Origin of the sequence: Ensifer sp. 4252 (genome assembly GCF_050434565.1) — a bacterium.
Taxonomy (GTDB): Bacteria; Pseudomonadota; Alphaproteobacteria; order Rhizobiales; family Rhizobiaceae; genus Ensifer.
Window position 1 is genome coordinate 1 of record NZ_JBNDIU010000005.1, and the last position, 18285, is coordinate 18285.

The 18285-nt window shown below is 62.2% G+C and carries 17 protein-coding genes; 8 read left to right on the forward strand and 9 right to left on the reverse strand.

The window, feature by feature from the left end; genetic code table 11:
• The 5 genes from ABIE33_RS13200 to ABIE33_RS13220 all read right to left on the reverse strand — a co-directional run.
• On the reverse strand, positions 1 to 263 hold a 263-nt coding region (locus ABIE33_RS13200), incomplete at its 3' end, for an IS110 family transposase (RefSeq protein ID WP_429125570.1).
• A 107-nt stretch (positions 264 to 370) separates the two neighbouring features.
• Positions 371 to 2128, reverse strand: a complete 1758-nt coding sequence (locus ABIE33_RS13205; RefSeq protein WP_429125572.1) for an IucA/IucC family protein — start codon at positions 2126 to 2128, stop codon at positions 371 to 373.
• Positions 2112 to 3896, reverse strand: a complete 1785-nt coding sequence (locus ABIE33_RS13210) for an IucA/IucC family protein (RefSeq protein WP_429125573.1) — start codon at positions 3894 to 3896, stop codon at positions 2112 to 2114. Before ABIE33_RS13210 ends, ABIE33_RS13205 begins: the two co-directional genes overlap by 17 nt.
• 612 nt (positions 3897 to 4508) lie before the next feature.
• The gene (locus tag ABIE33_RS13215) at positions 4509 to 5339 is read right to left on the reverse strand and encodes a helix-turn-helix transcriptional regulator (protein ID WP_429125575.1); all 831 of its coding nucleotides are present in this window, start codon (positions 5337 to 5339) and stop codon (positions 4509 to 4511) included.
• Positions 5340 to 5346: 7 nt separating this feature from the next.
• Entirely contained in the window at positions 5347 to 5595 is a 249-nt protein-coding gene (locus tag ABIE33_RS13220) for a DUF1127 domain-containing protein (RefSeq protein ID WP_429125577.1), read from the reverse strand.
• A 206-nt stretch (positions 5596 to 5801) separates the two neighbouring features.
• Here ABIE33_RS13220 and ABIE33_RS13225 point away from each other — a divergent pair, with 206 nt between their 5' ends.
• Positions 5802 to 6047, forward strand: coding sequence for a hypothetical protein (locus ABIE33_RS13225; RefSeq protein WP_429125579.1), 246 nt, complete (start codon positions 5802 to 5804; stop codon positions 6045 to 6047).
• Positions 6048 to 6163: 116 nt separating this feature from the next.
• On the opposite strand, the gene ABIE33_RS13230 is transcribed toward ABIE33_RS13225, so the two are convergent.
• Positions 6164 to 6607 (reverse strand): hypothetical protein, encoded by a 444-nt coding sequence (locus tag ABIE33_RS13230; RefSeq protein WP_429125581.1) that lies wholly within the window; start codon positions 6605 to 6607, stop codon positions 6164 to 6166.
• A 622-nt stretch (positions 6608 to 7229) separates the two neighbouring features.
• Between ABIE33_RS13230 and ABIE33_RS13235 the strand changes: the two genes are divergently transcribed.
• A complete protein-coding gene (locus ABIE33_RS13235) occupies positions 7230 to 8024 on the forward strand; it encodes a hypothetical protein (RefSeq protein ID WP_429125583.1) in 795 nt (264 codons plus the stop codon).
• A gap of 45 nt (positions 8025 to 8069) precedes the next feature.
• A complete protein-coding gene (locus tag ABIE33_RS13240) occupies positions 8070 to 8834 on the forward strand; it encodes a hypothetical protein (RefSeq protein ID WP_429125585.1) in 765 nt (254 codons plus the stop codon).
• A gap of 39 nt (positions 8835 to 8873) precedes the next feature.
• Here ABIE33_RS13240 and ABIE33_RS13245 read toward each other — a convergent pair whose 3' ends face one another.
• Positions 8874 to 10349, reverse strand: coding sequence for an MFS transporter (locus ABIE33_RS13245; protein ID WP_429125587.1), 1476 nt, complete (start codon positions 10347 to 10349; stop codon positions 8874 to 8876).
• 129 nt (positions 10350 to 10478) lie between these two features.
• Here ABIE33_RS13245 and ABIE33_RS13250 point away from each other — a divergent pair, with 129 nt between their 5' ends.
• Both ABIE33_RS13250 and ABIE33_RS13255 read left to right on the forward strand, forming a co-directional pair.
• The gene (locus ABIE33_RS13250) at positions 10479 to 11426 is read left to right on the forward strand and encodes a LysR family transcriptional regulator (RefSeq protein ID WP_429125589.1); all 948 of its coding nucleotides are present in this window, start codon (positions 10479 to 10481) and stop codon (positions 11424 to 11426) included.
• Positions 11427 to 11581: 155 nt separating this feature from the next.
• Positions 11582 to 13651, forward strand: coding sequence for a prolyl oligopeptidase family serine peptidase (locus ABIE33_RS13255; RefSeq protein WP_429125591.1), 2070 nt, complete (start codon positions 11582 to 11584; stop codon positions 13649 to 13651).
• Positions 13652 to 13675: 24 nt separating this feature from the next.
• Here the strand turns inward: ABIE33_RS13255 and ABIE33_RS13260 are convergent, their stop codons facing one another.
• Both ABIE33_RS13260 and ABIE33_RS13265 read right to left on the reverse strand, forming a co-directional pair.
• A complete protein-coding gene (locus ABIE33_RS13260) occupies positions 13676 to 14305 on the reverse strand; it encodes a hypothetical protein (protein WP_429125593.1) in 630 nt (209 codons plus the stop codon).
• 200 nt (positions 14306 to 14505) lie between these two features.
• Positions 14506 to 15411, reverse strand: coding sequence for a LysR family transcriptional regulator (locus tag ABIE33_RS13265; protein ID WP_429125594.1), 906 nt, complete (start codon positions 15409 to 15411; stop codon positions 14506 to 14508).
• A 101-nt stretch (positions 15412 to 15512) separates the two neighbouring features.
• Between ABIE33_RS13265 and ABIE33_RS13270 the strand changes: the two genes are divergently transcribed.
• From ABIE33_RS13270 to ABIE33_RS13280, 3 genes are all read left to right on the forward strand, one after another.
• The gene (locus ABIE33_RS13270; protein ID WP_429125596.1) at positions 15513 to 16220 is read left to right on the forward strand and encodes a type 1 glutamine amidotransferase domain-containing protein; all 708 of its coding nucleotides are present in this window, start codon (positions 15513 to 15515) and stop codon (positions 16218 to 16220) included.
• Between the two features lie 41 nt (positions 16221 to 16261).
• Positions 16262 to 17101, forward strand: a complete 840-nt coding sequence (locus ABIE33_RS13275) for a type 1 glutamine amidotransferase domain-containing protein (RefSeq protein ID WP_429125969.1) — start codon at positions 16262 to 16264, stop codon at positions 17099 to 17101.
• A gap of 231 nt (positions 17102 to 17332) precedes the next feature.
• Complete coding sequence (locus tag ABIE33_RS13280; RefSeq protein WP_429125598.1) at positions 17333 to 18196, forward strand: alpha/beta fold hydrolase; 864 nt, start codon at positions 17333 to 17335, stop codon at positions 18194 to 18196.
• The last annotated feature ends 89 nt before the right edge of the window (positions 18197 to 18285 follow it).

An 18285-nucleotide genomic window follows, 5' to 3' on the forward strand; every position in this document is an offset into this window, starting at 1 on the left:
ATCGCCTTGACCTTCAACGGATGGGCGAGAACGACATCATCACAAATGTCGTCGAGCCAGTCGTACATCACCATCCAGTTGCGCGTCGCCTCGACAACCGCATGGCTGTTTTCGCGGTACCGCTCGAGAAACCCGCCAAGCGACTGGCGATCGTTCTTCACCCGGCCCGATCTGAGCGTCTTGCCGCTGCTGTCCTGCACCACCAGATGGCTATAGGATTTGTGGTAATCGACGCCGATATGGTAATCATAGGACGCAGTCATGCTTCCAACTCCCTTGTTGAGATCTCGAAAACCCCAACAGGATAAGCCGAAAGGCTGGAAGCGTGGCTGTCCCTCAATCATCACCGGCATCTCAGTGATCCGTTCTCTCAGCGGACGCGGTCTCTTTCATGCCACCTCCTTCGTTGAAGCCTGTCCGCGGCCAAGGCATTGTGCACCACGTGGTGGTACTCCGGCTTGCGCGCGAAGAGCTTCCTCGTCATCAGGGATTCGGTGAGAATTTCGGGCCTGTCGTGGCCGAGCTGAGCCTGCCTGCCAGCAATGCCGTGCTTGTGCGGATAGGATGACAGCAGGTTTTCGACCCGCTGCCAGAAGAGCGGCTCACTGAGGGCATAGCAATGGTCGAGAAGATGGCTGACCTCGCTCAGATTGTAGACGAACAGGGTGTCCATCACCAGTTCGCGCAGCGAATCCAGATTGTCCGTCCAGTAGAACTGGTCCGGCTCTGCATCCCGATAGAGCGGATGCAGGGAGGCAAAATCGGGCGCTTTTTCCGGGTCGCGCAGGAAATCCGGCGAGAATTCGATGCTCTCGTGAAAATCCCGCAGGATCAGTCGCACTGGCCATCCGTCGCGGTGGACGAGCAGCATGTTCTGGCCGTGCGCCTCGACGGCGATGCCGTGATAAACGAGCAGATGCCAGACGGGTAGGACGGCGACCTCGAGCAGCCGGTTGATCCACGGCATCAGGCCGTAGCGCCGGATCCAGTCGTCGGCAAAGGACCGCCCATCCGTCTCCATCATCATCAGCGCGGTGAAGGGGATGAGGGCTTCTCCCGCTTTCAGTGTCGCCTGCGCGCTTTGACGCCAGATCGCGCCCACTTGCCCGGCCAGCGGCTCGTCGGCATCGGCGATGATCCCGGCATATTCCTGCAGGATGGTCAGCGGATATTGCTCGACAAAGAGCGGGTCCGAAGCGACGATCTCGCCGATCCAGCGGGAGATGACCGGAGCGGTGCAGACCGAGTGCGGTTCCAGGATGCGCCGCGAGGACGTGTTGACGATGTTGAGCGGCAACTTGATGCTTGCCGCGCGCGGCCGGTCCCGGTTGAGCAAGGAGCGCACCGACTGAGTGGCCGTGTAGCGGTCGCCCAATGGGCCGAGGCAATGGGCTTCGCCGGCTGCGATCCAGCCGGAAGAGAGTGCCTCGCTCAAATTGCGCCATTGCCACGGATGCAGCGGCACGAGCCCGAAATCCTCAGTGGAGGCACCGAGCTGTTCTCGCATGCCCTGGAAATGCGCCCAGGTTTCCTCGCCAAGTTCGGCGCGCCAGAACGCTTCCTCGCTGTCGGGCAGGGCTTGGCGAAGATGGCGGCGGGCGACGAGCAGCCAGACGAGTTGAAACGATCGGCCGGCCTCTGGGCCGAAGAGCTCGTGGTCGGCGAATGAGAAGCCGGCGCGCGCCTTGTAGCAGGGGTGATAGGGATGCCCCTCGCCAATGGCACCTTCGAGCTCGGCAAAGGACATTTCCCGCCGTGGACGGGCGATCAGATGGCGGTCGTTCCACTCGGAAAAGGCAATCGTCTGCTTCATCTCGTTCAGCAACTTGCCCCGGGTGATACCGGTGCCCGGCAGGGCGGAAACCACGAACGCCAGCGACGCCTCGCTCCAGCTGTCGTCGCCTTCCCGCATCTGCACCGATCCCGGCAACGGGCGGGTTCGCCCGAACGCGCCGAGGATGGCGTCACACCGAAACTCGCGGCCGCCGAGCGTCCAGCGAAAATGCGTCGGGCCCTCGCCGCCCTCGCTCCGATGCGCCTCGATGACGCCTTCGAACAGAAGGGCGGCAACAAGCTGGCGAAGCACCCGGTCGTCCGGGCGTCCCTGGAGATCAAGAGGCAATGGCATGGCTTGTCCTCAGGGCTGTCAGCGCCGCCGGTGCCCGCAAAGGGTTTGGCACGGGGCGATAAAGGATCGGCGCGTGGTCGGATTGCAGTTCGTCGACATTGAACAGCCGGGTGGTCAGGTTGGCCTTCGACGCGATCGTCGGCAGGTCCAGGACATGCCGGGCGAAATCGCGTCCGGCGCCGGTCATTGCTAGCGCGCATTGCTCCAGATGGTTCCGGAGCATCCTGAGAAGCGTGCATTCATCGCACAATCCGTCGTGGCCCATGCGGCTGATAACCGAGAAGACCTGATTGACGATGAGGTAATAGGCGAAGCGGTCGCGGATCTCGTTCTCGGGAAAATAGAGCGACGGGATCGTCTTGGTTTCCGGGACGTGGCTCGCCAGCAGGCTGCGATAGCGTTCGGAGAGATAGAAACCCTGGTTGTCGCGGTAGTAGCTGATCGAGGGGTACCCGGCGCTGATGTCGAGCAGGCTGTTTTGCTGGTGCGCCTCGAGTGCGACACCATAGTCGTCGTAGAGCCGGATCAGCGGTTCGACGGCGCATTCGAGATAGCGCTGGAACCAGGCGATGCAGGTGTCGGCGAGGGCGTCTCCGTCCCTGACGGCCAGCGTGCGCAGGAGTTTTTCGAGCCTCGACGGCGTCTGCGGAAGCGGGTCGGCGGTCAGCGCCGCCACGGTTATGACGCCCTGTCCGTTGCCGTGCGCGAAGGGATTTTCGCGCAGGATGACCTCGAAGCCGCTCTCGCTGTGGCCCGGCAGATCGAGCGTGATATAGGCGGGGTCCTGGATGATGCGGAAGTTTGCCGAGCGTTTCGCCATGCCGATCCGGTCGACCAGCTTGGCCATGGCGACGCCGGCCTCCAGTTCCTGCCTTCGGTTCAGGCGGACCGAATTGGTGATGCGCACCGGCAGCGAAAACTTGAGCATCCAGTCTTCAGCAGCACCAAAGACCGTGCGGACGGACGATGTCGCGCTGAAGAGGGAGCCGGCCGGGCCGAGGTGACGCAGGATGCCGGCCCGTTGCATCGCCTGAATGTTAGGGTCGAGAAGCAGGGCTTCCGCCTGCAACGGGTGCATCGGCAGCAGGAACTCGTCGTTCGCAAGGCCCAGGCCTTTCGCATCGAGCCCCGACAGCGAGCGGACGATGTCGGGCGCCTGTGTCGAGCGGGAGGATGCGTGACTGACGTGGTCCATCTTCGCTGCAAAATAATGCAGCTTGAACTGGCCGCGCAGTTCCGGCGCGTAGCTCTCCTGCTGCCAATAGGTCATGCCCTGCCGGCTCTTCGGCGTCGGGTGCAGCCAGTGCCCAAAGACAAGCGACTGCTCGGCCTCGAGAAATTCGCCGGCGTTTTCCCGATACGGTAGCGCCTTGTCGATGTAGAGCGCTGTCTGTTGATAGCTTTCGAGCACCCGGATCAGAAGCTCGAGTTCGAAGCCGCGCAACGCATCTGCCTGGCTCGCGTCGTCCTGGCGGTAGGCGGCCTGGACCAGCATATGGAGCGTGGACATCAGCTCGATCGGACGCCAGGACGGATCGGAGACGTTGCGCCCCCAGGCCCCGCCGAAGTGAAGCGGGCCGCAAAGGGACGATGAGGTGACCTCGACGCGTACGATCATTTGCTGGCGGGGAAGCGACCATTCGATGCTGTGGAAGGACCCACCACCGGTCCGATGCATGACGGGCATGCCGGGATTGACCTCCCTGAGGTAGCAGTTGGCGAAGCTTTGAAATGTCGCAGTTTCTGCGATTTGCCTAGACGATTTCATGTCTGTCGATCCTCGGCACGCGACATGCAAAGTCGCGCAATCGCGTCGCGTGGGAGACGCAACGCATTGAATTTTCCTAGTGAACGGGCTTAGGTCGGCGCGATATGCATCACGCACGGTCTGCCAGCCGCCCGAGGAGGCGGATGGGATTGGCGCAGGATGTGGCCGGCTGGCAGCCGGGCGCCACATGAGGGCGTTCCAGACGGGCGCGATTGATGACGTCCGTTTGAGCTGTCGGTACGGACGGACGCGATGTGTGTCGGCGACACAGCGTGCCAGGTCATGAACGCAAATGCGTCGGTCGCCATCGCTCCAGGCAGAAACGAACCTGTGCGGTCATGTTCTCCCTCAAACGGCAGGCGTCCGTTGCGGCATTCCGGTGAGCTCATCTTCCACCCGTCTCGGCTTTCGGCGCGGTGCTTCAGCATGCGCTTTCATACAAAGACGAGCGGCTCTCGATTTTTTTTCACCGATCCGGAATTTTTTATGATTACTTTTGTCCAGTTAAATCCAGGTCGCATCGGGCCTCAGGATGGTCCGGTGCAGAACTCTAGGTTGGCGGCCGTTGGGCGGGTGTCGCCACGAGGCCCTCGGGCAGACAATTTTGTGGTGTTAGCGAAGATGCAGGGCGCGCTGGAATTCGGCGGGCGTGCGCCCATAGGCCTGTTTGAACGACGCACTGAAATGACTGTGACTGGAAAAGCCGACGTCGAGGCCGAGTGCCGTCAGGTCATGGCAGGAGCCGAGCAGGTCCAGTGCCCGCGCAAGCCGCAGCCGCAACTGGTAACGGTAGAGCGGCATGGCTTCGACCTGCTGGAAAACCTGGGTGAGATAGACCGGTGATACGCCGACCTCCGTTGCCACCTCGGCCAATGTCCAGCGGCGGGCGAGATCGGTCGAAAGAACCAGCTTCGCCCGATCGACGAGCTTTTCGCGGCCGTAGGTCGTGGCGGCGCCGTGCGACGTCCTCTCGCCGAGCGACCGCCGGATCAATGTCAGCGTTAGCGTCTCGGCTTCCAATGTTTCGGCAATCCCGCGGTGAAGGCTGTAACGCAGCAGCGCGACGAGCGCCTGCGCCCGTGGATCGATGCGCCGGCGCGGTCTTTTGAACGCGGAAAGTGCGCCCGGCCGCAATTGCTCCTTCGGCGCGAGCTCGCAGAGGATGGCTTCGTCCACCTGCACGTCGAGGCACGCATCGCCGCCTTCGATCGGGTGGCTGACGCGATAGTCTTCACCGCTGTTGAAGAAGATCACCTGATTGGACTCAGCCACGGTTTCGGCCTTGCCCAGATGCCGCATGAAGACGCCGCGATAGGGATAGACGAGGCTTGTGCGGTGGGAGCATTCCTCGCCGCTTTTCCCACGGCACGAACCGTCGCAGACAACGTCCCGAAGCGAGGCGGTCGAAGTGTCGAGAAGCGTCTGGCACGAAAACTGGGACATTGCGGTCCTATTCGTCGCGTTTGTAGAAATCGTTATAGGCTGCCCCGCGCGACAGACCAATATCCTTCAACTGATGGTCGGAAAGCGCAAGCAGATCCAGGCGCCCGCGCCGCGTTTTCGTCCAGCGGGAAATCCGGGCAAGCAGTACCCAGGGAAAGCCTCGCGTTCCGTGGTCAGTCGAAGGCGCAAACCTTTCCCGCGGGGCGATCAGGCGTGTGGAGACATGGATCAGGTTGTCATGGGATGCGTCCGACATTGGATCATCTCCTGTCATTCGTTTCCGATGATGGCAGGATGACGCGTCGTGGCCGCAGCCGCTGTCAGATTATTTAGCGATCGATGGCGCTCGCCTTGGCATTTGGCGACCGGCGTCTCGGAATACCAAGGTCGCCTTAAAGTTAGGACTTTGGTCGCTTTTCAGGCCCTTGCCAGGGCACTATTCTTCACCCCGGAGGTTCGCTCATGACCAAAATCGCTGTGCCGCTTGTCAGTCATGGACACCCGGATCGGGAGCCGGATTGCGAGAGCGCGGTTGAAGGTGCCTTCCTGGAACTGGTCGAGCGTGCGGAGGCCGCGGGTTGGACTTCCGACGAAATTGCGGACTGTCTCGTCAGCCTGTCGCACAAGCATCGCACGACGCTCAACGAGGACCACCACATTCTCGAAGAGACGGCATCCTCGCAGTTGCTCAAGAGAAAACTTCACTAATACCCGTCGTCCTCTAGCGCCGGCCTGCGTTTCGTTCACCCGAAACGTGGCCATGTCCTCGTACAGGGCTTATCCGGATGAGGTCATCGCCTTCCATCACCAAAGCATCCATGGCTTCAGACCGACACGAATTTGCCGTCGTAACGCACACGAAAATTCCGGCGTTGAGCATCTTCCTGGAAGCAGAGGAACACGAGTTCGAGATCGTTCGCGCTGCTGCGTCGTCCAAGCAGGCTGAGCGTGATCACGATCACGCCGCCATAGGCGCGCGTCAGGTCGATGGCGGCTCTTCGAATTTCATTGGTGCCGGCGTCGTCCCGGCCTTCACGCCGTTCGTAAACCTGCCAGAAACGCGCTGTCTCCCAGGCCGAACGCAGTGCGTCGGTTATCTGATCCTTGAACTCATCGGCCGACCTGCCTTTGCTCCATGAAACGGTCTGCTCGGTGTGATCACCAAAGATGTCGAGATAGCCGTCATAGTCGTCCGGATCGGAGAAACACCGCTCGATCAGCCCGAATGCCACGTCATCGGAAATCGCTGTCTTGAAGAATATCGTCATCGAATCGCCAACCCTGCCTTGAGCGCCTATGTTGTCAAAGCGCCGGCGGCGTATCTAGTCCCCCGAGCGTCTGTTCCCTGCCGCGCGACGATTATCATTTCACCGCAGTGACTTGAGCACAGTTGATGCCGCGCCTTCTGACAGCCTCTCGTTTGAAGAAGTCGAGAATTTCCGGGAAGTTGGGTGGTCGCTGCGCCGGCAACCGTGTCGGCTGATCACGTCGCGCATGTCGAGCGATTTCGTTTATATGAGTATTGCCTTATATTTATCGGTCGTGCTATCTTTGATTTCATTCTTGGCCGGCGCAACCGGCATTCTCATTTCGCGTTCTCACGCGTGATCTCAACGATCACGCCAGAAGCGCCATGTGTTTCGACATTCATATTGGCAGCATAGAAATTTATTCAGTCCGGGTAGCGCCGGGATGCAAGACAGGATCGGGCGAGATCGCTCCGTTCTGATACTCCAGCACAGAAAAGCACTCGGGAGGAGGTGCACCTCTTTGCTCGGCACGGCATTTCCACGAGAAGTGTTCTCGCGTTCAGTGGTCATTGTCTGCCTGTTGGTCGGGCTCATGGCCTCGGCTACAGCGGCTTGCGCGTCGCAACCGGACGGCGCGGAGATGCAGTTTTTTGTGGTTCGCAGCGGCCAGCCCGGGTGCGAGCCGACTTGCCCCGAGTGGATATCGGCTGAGGGCACGATCGTTGACGAAAGCCCGGCGCGCTTCAGGCGGCTGCTCAAGTCGATTGGCAACCGCCGTCTGCCGGTCGTGGTGACCTCGCCCGGCGGAGACGTCGATGCTGCGCTAGCGATCGGGCGTATGATCAGGACGCGAAAGCTCGAAGTTGCGGTCGGCATGACCCGCTTCATCGGTTGCCAACCCGAGCAGCAGGATTGCAGTGACAACCACCGTAAAGGCGCCCGCAATATCGGCATTGCTTTTTCCGGCGGAGCCTATTGCAATTCGGCCTGTCCATTGATGCTTGCAGGCGGCACCCGGCGCGTGGTCGGCGAATGGGCGTTTCTGGGCGTGCACCAGATCACCACGACCTACATCAAGACGGAGACCCAGTACCGGACGAAATATCGCGTCGTGAACGGCAAGAAGAAGATGACCAGCAAGAAAGTCGTCAGTCGCAGGAATGTCGGTGGCTACAAGACCTATGAGATGAACAGGGCGACCGAGCGCAAGCTGGCAGCCTATCTCGCGGAAATGGGTGTCGGTCGTTCCGTCATCGATTTGATGAAGATCACCCCCGCTGCCGACATTCGCAAGATCGAGCCGGTCGCGATGCTGGAGATGAAGCTGACGACCAAGCTGGGTGGGGTCGAACTGCTGACCTCGATCGAGGCTTGCAGGACGGTGCCGGCAGCTGCCAATTGCCGGGTGTTCGTGATGTCGGACTTGGAGCGCTAGATTAACGGATTCTGGCTGGAGATTGGGATGCCCGGATGGAGTGCCTTGACCGACAAGACCTCGTCCCGCCTGCGGCGGGCGGCGCTGCTGACTTGCCTGGAAGCCACGGGCTTCTCCTTCCAGCAACCGGCAGCTGCGGCCGAACAGCAGATGCGGTTCGTCGTCGTGCGCTCGAACCAAGCCGGTTGCGAGCCTACCTGCACGGAATGGATTTCCGCCGAGGGGATGATCGGCCCAAAAACGCCGACTTTGCTGAAGGTGACGTTAAGGACGCTCGGTGACCGCAAGCTGCCATTGGTCCTTTCGTCGCCTGGCGGGGACATGGCCGCAGCAATGGCAATCGGTCGGCTCGTCCGCAGGAATGGGCTGAGCGTGGCCGTCGGCACGACCATTTTTGTCGGATGCCAGCGGGAGCAGGAGAGCTGTACGGCAAACGACAACCGAGGGGCTGACTATATCGGCCAGGCGGTTTCGCAAGGACGATGCGTGGATGCATGCACCCTGGTTCTGGCGGCCGGCGTTCGACGGCTCGCCGGCGAAGGAACAGTCGTCGCGGATATTCCGATCGTAGCTGCAAGCGAGGCCGGCACCAAAAAGCTGGCAGCATATTACGGCGAGATGGGCGTGCGACATCAGGTCCTGGTCCAAAGCCCGCGTAACGAGGACGGCAACCTCGGCTATTGGCAGTTGTTCAAGGCACTTCTGGTGACGAGTACGCTCGCGGTCGACCAACTGGTCGATGCGCAAATTTGCCGGGGCACGCCCGCGCCCGACAATTGCCGGGTCTTCACTACGATGGATCTGGAATAGAAGCCGGCGAGAGGACGCGTCGGCGGAGTCCCGCTACCGTTAAGGCTCCCGTGCGTCGTTCGGCAATGTCGAGTGGGCCGCGAGCGTACGAGCCGCAAGGGCAATGACCATTGCCAGGAGAGTGAGGCCGGCCGCGACTGCGAACGTGACGCGCATTCCTGATGCCACGGTCTCGGGCGGTGCCGTGGCGATGTCGGACGCAGCCGTTGCCAAGGCGAAGACGGCTCCCATGACCGATGCGCCGGTAACAAGCCCCAGGTTTCGCGACAGGTTGAGCATGCCCGAGATGACGCCGCGGCGATCCGGCGGCACGTCCGCCATGACGGCAGTGTTGTTGGCCGCCTGGAAGAGAGCATAGCCGGAGGTGACGACGGCGATCGGCGCGAGGTAGCCGAGGATGGCGAGTGTTGCCGGCAGCATGGATAATGCGGCGGCGCCGGCCGCGATTGCCGCAAGTCCGGCCACCATCACCGGCCGTGCGCCGAAACGGTCGACGAAGCGGCCCGCCGGTACGCCGCTTAATGCCGCCACCACCGGGCCGACCGACAACACCAGCCCAATGACGGCAGCATCAAGTCCCAGGGCGCCCGTGAGATAGAAGGGACCGACAACCAACGTCGTCATCATCACCGTCGAGACCAGCGCATTGGTCATCAGGCTCGCGTTCAGAGCCGGATCGCGAAACGTCGCCAGGCGTATCAACGGGGACGCGACTTTCATTTCAACCACCACAAAAGCCCCGACGCCCAGCGCCGCCCACGCTAGCAGGGCGAAGTTCAGCGGGCCGAATTGGCCGCGGCCGATGGTCATGGCAAGCGCGTAGGCCGTGAGCGTCAATGCCAGGACGATGGTCCCGGGAACATCGAAGCCGGCGGGGGTGCGCGTCATCCGTTGACGATCGGCAGGCAGATGACGATGCGCGAGAACGTATGTGAGGATACCGAGCGGCACATTGACGAGGAAAAGTGCGCGCCAGCTGGAGCCGGCGATCAGCGCACCGCCGAGAGACGGTCCGAGTGCCGTGCCGATTGCGGACATCGTTCCGAGCAGCCCCATGGCGCTGCCGGTCCGTGCCTTCGGCACCGTCTCGGCGACGAAGGCCATGGTCAGCGCCATCATGATTGCCGCGCCAAGTCCCTGCGCCGCGCGCGCGGCAATCAGCAGCCAAAGCGCCGGGGCAAAGCCGCTCAGGCCCGAAGCCAGAGTGAACAATGCAATACCACTGAGCAGCAGCCGGCGCCGGCCGACGATGTCGCCGAGCCGGCCGACGCCGACGATCAGTGCAGTGATGGCGAGCAGATAGGCGAGCACCACCCATTGCACGTGCTGGAACGGCGCCTCGAAGGCGCGGGCGAGAGCCGGCAGGCCGACATTGGCGATGCTGGTGCCGAGCGCCGACAACAGCATCGACAGCGACAGGCTGGCCAGCGCCCACCGGACGGGCCGGGTCTGCTCGCTGCCTTCAACGTCCGGCTCGGTGGGTGCTGCAATATCTCGCGTCAAGACAAACTCCATCTCCTGGCAACTCCGAAGTGGAGCTGTCAGAAGCCTAGGCCTTTGGTTGATATGGCGGAACACGCATGATTTGCACTTTATTCATGCATCAGACGCCACATCTCGATCAAACTGCGCTATACCGAGCCAATGTCGAAACCCGATCTCAATCTGCTGGTCACGCTTGATGTCCTGCTTGCGCAAGGCAGCGTCGCGCGTGCGGCCGAACGGCTGCGGCTCAGCCCTTCGGCTATGAGCCGGGCGCTGGCGCGGCTCAGGGAAGTGACGGGCGATCCGCTTCTGGTGCGGGCCGGGCGCGGCCTTGTCCCGACGCCGCGGGCGCTGGAACTGCGCGAGCGCGTCGGTCAACTCGTCGATGACGCCGAAGCCGTCCTGCGCCCGGCGGAAATGCTCGACCTCGGTCAGCTCACCCGCACTTTCGCGCTGCGGACGAGCGAGGGCTTCGTGGAGAATTTCGGTCCTGAGCTTCTTCGTCGCATCGGTGCTGAAGCGCCAGGTGTTCGCCTGCGCTTCCTGCCGAAGCCGAACAAAGAAAGCAGCGCGTTGCGCGACGGCAGCGTCGATCTGGAAACCGGTGTGATCGGGCTTTCGACCGGCCCGGAAGTGCGCACGCAAGCGCTGTTCCGCGATCGCTTCATCGGCGTCGTGCGCGATGGGCACTCCTTGAGCCAGATCCCGGTGACATCAGCTGGTTACGCCGCCGGCCGGCATGTGCTCGTCTCCCGGCGTGGTCTCGACAGGGGACCGATCGACGACGCCCTGGAAAAACTTGGGCTGGAGCGACAGATCGTCACCACGGTCGGGGGCTTCTCGGCCGCACTTGCCCTTGCACGCGGATCAGATCTGATCGCCAGTGTGCCAGAGCGGCATACCGGCAACCTGCGCGCCGGTGTGCACAGTTTCCCTCTGCCGGTTTCGGTGCCTGAAGTTACGGTTTCGATGCTCTGGCACCCACGGCTCGATGCCGATCCGGCGCATCGCTGGCTGCGTGCCTGCGTTCGGGAGGTCTGCCTGGCCCAGCTTGCAGATCGGCGACCGGACGCGCTGCTCGGGGCCGAAGCGGCATCCCAGGGCTGACAGGAGGTCTCTCAGCGGTCGATCGGCAAACCACGCCGGCCTAAAATGAGCACGCCTTAAATCGGCCCTTTGGCATTGCAAAGCCAGGCGGCGCGACAACATATAGCGCTGCCGCACCTCCCGATTGCCCCGCCGATATTGCCGCTGGAGATTTCATGACCAAGCCCGTTTCGCCAAATCTCTCGACGATTGCTGAAGACCCGTTCCTTTGGCTGGAGGACAGGACGTCCAGGCCCGCGCTCGACTGGGTGCATCACCAGAACGCGCTGACCAAGGAGAGGCTGCAGGGAGACCTTTCCTATCAGGCGCGGTTCGAAACGGCGCTGGAACTGATGACCGCAGAAGACAACATCGCGGTCGGTTATGAGCTGCGCGGCCATGTCTACAACTTCTGGCAGGACAAGGTGAACGCGCTCGGCCTCTGGCGTCGAACCACTGTGGCCTCCTACAAGACCGACAAGCCGGACTGGCAAACGATCATCGATTTCGACGCGCTTTCGCAAAAGGAAGGCGTCAAATGGGTGTTCAGCGGCGCGCGCCGTCTTTATCCCGATTTCGACCGCTGCCTCATGAGCCTGTCGCCCGATGGCGGTGACGCCAGCGAGATGCGCGAGTTCGATATTGAAACCGGCGACTTTGTCGAGGGCGGATTCCGGGCGCCGGTCTCGAAATCGAATTTCAGCTGGCTCGACATCGACACGGTCATCGTTGCCGCCGCCTTCGAGGAGGAAGAACGGACACAGTCCGGCTATCCCCGCGTCGTGAAGCTGTGGAAGCGGGGTACTGATCTCAGCGAGGCGGTGCCGATTTTCGAAGGTCAGGTCGAGGATCTGGCGGTCGGCGGCTCGCTCGAGTTCGACGGTGACGCGCAGTACCTGCTGCTGACAAGGACGATAGACTTCTATTCCGGTCATCATTTCGTCAGGCTCGCTTTGGGTGAAAACCGGCGGCTGCCGCTGCCGGACGACGTCGTCGACATCGCAATTCTGAAGGGCCAGATCGTCTTCGGCGTGCGCGGCGCCTGGTCCGCGCCGGGTGCCGTGACATGCCTGCCGGACGGGCTCTACGCCTTCGATTTCAAGCGCTGGCTGGAAACGGGTGAACTCGGCTCCATCGAAACGGTGCTGCCGCCGACCGACCGCGTTTCGATCGCCCATGTCGCGAGCACGCGCGACCGCCTGTTCGTCAGCCTGATGGACAATGTCCGCGGCCGCGTGGTCTTTGCCGAGCGTGGCGAACGCGGATGGTCGCTCGCGCCGGTCGCCCTGCCAGAAAACGGCAACGTCGGCATCAGCCACATCAATCAGTTCGGCTCCAGCGTCTCGTTCTCCTTCACCGATTTCCTGACGCCGAGCTCGATCATCTGGTCTGACGATGACGGCGAGACGCTGGCGACAGTCAAGGCGCAGCCGGCGCGTTTCGATGCGTCTGACCTGATATCGGAGCAGTTCGAGGCGCGCTCGCGGGATGGCACCCTCGTTCCCTATTTTGTCGTCAGGCGTCGCGACCAGCAGAAGCCGGTGCCGGCCTTGCTCTACGGCTATGGCGGCTTCGAAGTGCCGCTTCTGCCTGCCTATGCCGGCGTGCGCGGCAAGCTCTGGCTCGAAAAGGGTTACGCCTATGTCCAGGCCAACATCCGCGGCGGCGGCGAGTTCGGGCCCCGATGGCACCAGGCGGCACTTAGAGACAAGCGCCAGAACGCGTTTGATGATTTTGCCGCCGTTGCCGAAGACCTCGTGCGGCGCGGGATCTCAACGCCTGAAATGCTCGGCATTCAAGGCGGGTCGAACGGCGGCTTGCTGACCGGTGTTTCCTTGACCCAGCGGCCCGAACTTTTCGGCGCGGTGATCATCGAAGTGCCATTGCTCGACATGCTGCGCTATACCGAACTGCCGCCGGGCGCATCCTGGATGGCCGAATATGGCGATCCGTCGAAGCCCGAGGACGCGGCCTGGCTGGCGACCTATTCTCCTTACCAACACGTCGCGGATGACACTGATTATCCGCCGGTGCTGCTGACGACGTCGACCGCCGACGACCGGGTGCATCCCGGTCACGCACGCAAGATGGCTGCACGGCTGCAGGCCGCCGGCCATGCGAATGCGCTGTTCTTCGAGGAAACGGAAGGCGGCCATGGCGGGCGTGGCGACCGCCGGATACAGGCGGCCCAGACGGCGATGAAGTATGTCTTCCTGGAGCAGATGTTGCGCGGCGGGACGAAGTGACCGCAGCTCAGCCGATGACGACTTCTATGCGATGACCGGGCGTTGCGACGCCCCGCCATGTCGCAGCGCCTGGTGGCTGATGGTGATGAGATATGTGCTCAGGAACAGGATGCCGACGAGCTTGAAAGCCTCTTCGACGAAGGTGGCCCCGCCGACATGGATCGGGGCCATATCGGCGGCGAAGGACAGTCCCATCGACAGGACCGAGCCGACGAGCAGCAGTCGCGGCGTTGCTGCCCGAACGGTGTAGGCGCAGTAGCACAGCGCGCAAAGCAGCATCATGTGCGGCACGAGAACGACTTCTTCCGGGATGCCCGTGGTCGCGACCGCCTCATGCAGCATGAGGAAATCGTCGATACCCATCAGGGCTGCAAAGAGCCCACCAGCCAGCAGCGTTCGCCTGAGAGGCGTGGCCCCCGCTGCAGCTGTTGCCGCAAAGGCCTGAAATGCCGCGGCTGCACCGACGATCCAGAAGATCACCCCGACATTCGAGACGATGCCGAAATAGCCGGGGTTGCGGGCGATGGCGTTCGGGTCGCGCACGAGGTCGTAATAGTCGATGCCGAAGACCCGGTCGGCAACCACCAGCGAGCGAGAATGGCGACGGAAACGAAGATGACGGCGATGATCGTTCCGGCTTCTGACCGATGCCATCCGGCGGCCCGGACCGGCGGTGAATGCGTCTGTGCCTTGGCATTCATGACGTCTCGTCCTCGCATTGTTATGGCAAATCGAAACTGAACGCGGGCGATCCGGCCTCTTGTTTGTGACAGTTTTGTGACTTGGGGTGTGTTTAGGAAGATGCAGTCGGATAAATTGCGTCGGGTCGAGCAATGCTCCGAACACTTTCGCGATCAGCTATGCCGTTCGCTCAAGACGTCGATCAGTGCGCGGGACGCGGCGGAAAGCCGGCGATTGGGGGCATAGACGATCGAGATCGATCGCGTTCGCCCGTTCAGATGCGGCAGCAGTTCGATCAGTCTCCCTTGCTGGACCGAACGCTCGACGACAAAATCATAGGTCTGGCAAATGCCCGCACCTTGCTCGGCCATCGACATCACGCCGAGAACGTCGTCGCTCACCTGCAGCCCGCCGGACGAGGGTACCCAGTCGAGATCCTGGCCGTTGTCATGGAACATCCAGGGCGCAAACCTGCCAGTGCTCGGCATGACGAAAGGCACGCAGTCGTGACGATCGAGATCGGCGATGTTCTCAGGCGCGCCGCGACGGGCGACGTAGTCGGGCGAGGCGACCAGGCACATGGCCCCATCCTCGATCTTGCGGGCGACAAGACCGCTGTCTGGCAACTGACCCATGCGGATGGCGAGATCGAAGCCTTCGGCGACCAGGTCAACGTTGCGGTTGGTGATGTTGAGCTCGATCTCGACCTTGGGATGGAGCGCCCGGAACCGGCAGAGTTTAGGCGGCAGCCGAAAGTGCCCGTATGTGGTCGGCACGCTCAGGCGGACGCGGCCCGCGATCTGGCCGCCACCGCCCTGGATCGCGCGCTCGGCGTCATCGATGGTCGAGAAGGCGGAACGCGCCTGGTCGAGAAAATGCTGTCCGTCGTGGGTGAGCCCGATACGCCTCGTGGTGCGGCGCAGGAGCTGGCTGCCGAGCCGCGCTTCAAGCCTCGAGATGGCGCGGCTGACGACGGAAGGTGTCGTTCCAAGGGCGATGGCGCCGGCCGTCAACGATCCGTGCTCGGCCACTGCTACGAACACTTCGACATCGGCGAGATAATCGAAACGACGGGCCATCTTTGTCTCCGGAGAACAAATGAATTGAAGTCGAGATTATTTATCGCCTCCGGTGGGGATAATAAAGTCCTGCCAGACCAGCGAAACCAAGAGGTGATCTGATGCCGGCTTCTGACCAAGGGCTGCCAAAGCCCGTACTGTTCGTATTGACGAGCCACGCCACCAAGGGAAAGACGGGTGAGCCGACCGGATACTTTCTCGGCGAGGTCACGCACCCGCTTGCCGTGCTCGAGGCGGCGGACATCTTGGTAGAGTTCGCCTCGGTGGCAGGTGGCGAGCCACCGGTCGACGGTCTCGATCTTGAGGACGAGACCAATGCACGCTATTGGGCCGATCCGCGCTTTCGCGCTGCTATCACCGCGACTACGCGCCTCGCCGATATCGTCCCGTCCCGGTATCAGGCGATCTTCTTTGCTGGCGGTCACGGCACGATGTGGGACTTTCCCGAAAGCCTCGATGCCCAGGCAGCGATCCGCGAGATCTATGAGGCGGGAGGCGTGGTCGGAGCCGTCTGCCACGGTCCCTCGGCGCTCGTGAACGCAAAGCTCAGCGACGGCCGTTACCTGGTCGCGGGCCGGAATGTCAGCGCCTTTACCGATGATGAGGAACGCGCCGTCGGTCTCGAAGACGTCGTGCCGTTCCTGTTGGCAAGCACGCTTTCGGCGCGCGGCGCCCGCCACCAACCCGCTCCCGACTGGACGTCCAATGTCGTCGTGGATGGGCGGCTGGTGACCGGCCAAAATCCGCAATCGGCTCATGGCGTCGGCGAAGCCATGCGCGATCTTCTGCTTGCCGGGCAGACAAACTAAGCCAGCTTCCTAGTTAGAAAGTGACAATCATGACCAACCCGATGAAATGGCTGCGTGGCCTTGCTGCCGCGCTTGCGCTCACCCTTGTTGCCGCAGACGCGAACGCCGCAAAGGTGCTTGTCGTGCTTTCCGGCTCCGATCATCTCGATCTCAGGGACAGCAAAGTGTTCCGCACCGGTTTCTATCTCAATGAATTGATGCAGCCGGTGAAGCTGCTGCTGGAGGCCGGCCACGAGATCACCTTCGCCACGCCTGGAGGCCAAGTGCCCGCGGTCGACAGGACGTCCGTGGACCCGGCTTATTTCGGCGGCAGTGCCGATCAGATGAAAGTCTACCAGGACCTGCTTGACGAACTCGCCATCACGTCGCCGGAAAAATCGCCGGTGATCGGCCTCGCCCGCGTCGCGCAGATCGGCTATGCGTCCTTCGATGCCGTGTACATACCCGGCGGCCACGCACCGATGCAGGATCTGCTGCACGACAGGCAGCTTGGGCAGTTGCTCGCCTACTTCCACGAGAACGGCAAGATCACCGCTTTGGTTTGCCACGGCCCGATCGCGCTGCTTTCGACACTGGCGGACGCGAAAGCACTCACGGACCAACTCGAAGCCTTGCAGCAGCCCGAACGGCCGACGTGGATCTATTCGGGCTACCGCATGACCGTCATCAGCAACCAGGAGGAGGAACTGGCCAAGGGCCTGCTTGATGGCGGCGCGATGAAGTTCTATCCGCAGACGGCGCTCGAAGCGGCGGGTGGAAAATATCAGAGCAATGCGGCGCCCTGGCAGCCAAAGGTGGTGGTCGACCGCGAGTTGATCACCGGACAAAATCCGGCCTCTGCCTTGCAGGTCGGCGAAATGCTCGTCGAGCGGTTGAAATAGCGCCGGTATCTCCATGATCGGAAAGTCGACCTCGCCGTCCGCAGGGGCGGCGAGGTTTTTCAGTGCCGTCGAACCATGCGTCCTCAACCTAGACTGCTTCCGGTTCAAGGACCGTTTGGCGCTTCCGTGCGATCGCGACAAGAAAATTGCAGGGCCATGTCGGCTTGCGGGGATTTCGCTCGTCTTATTGTCAGCGTTAGCGAAAACGCATGAAACCGCGAGGAAAGAGACATGTTCCGTACTGCCCTTATCGCCGCAGCCCTGCTCGTTTCCGGGCCGGCCCTTGCCGACAGCCAACCGGTTGGCGAGCGGGTCGAAGTCAATGGCATGAAGATGTACTACGAAGTGTCTGGCGAGGGCGAGCCGCTGATCGTCCTGCACGGCGCCTATATGAATATTCCGTCCATGGGCGCGATCATCCCCAAGCTCGCCGAGACCAACAAGGTCTATGCAATCGAGTTCCAGGGGCATGGGCGCACCACCGACATCGACCGGCCGATCACCTATCCGAACCTGGCGGATGACGTGGCCGCGTTCATGGATGCCGTCGGCGTCAAAAAGGCTGATGTGTTCGGTTACTCCATGGGGGCGGCGGCCGGGTTGCAGCTCGCCATCCGTCATCCGGACAAGGTCAACAAGCTGGCGGCCGCATCGGTCGGTTATGATGTCGAGGGCTGGCAGCCGGAGTTCAAGGCATTCATCCCGCAGATGACGGTGGAGATGTTGGTGGGCATGCCGTTTGCCGATGACTACCGCAGGCTTGCCGCCAATCCGGATGGCTTCCCGGCGCTCGCCGCCAAGCTGATCGCGCTGGAGAAGGAGCCGATGGCGTGGGAAAAGGATGTGAAGGCGCTGAAGACCCCGGTGCTGATTATTGCCGGTGACGCCGATGTCGCGACACTGGAGCATACAGTGGCGATGTTCCGGCTGCTCGGCGGCGGCGGCATGGGCGACATGGGCAAGCCGCTGCCGGCGTCGCGCCTCGCCATCCTGCCGGCAACATCGCACACAGCCGTCATCAATCAAACGGACCTGCTGGAGGCTTTGGTCGTGCCTTTCTTCAAGGGCGAGACGCCGAAGGGCATGTTCCAATAGCAATTGCCGGCGCGGCTCGTCTTCTCAGGCGAGGTGCGTCGGTGACGCGCTCCGGTGCGGCCGTCATCATGGGGCTGTCGGCAATCTTC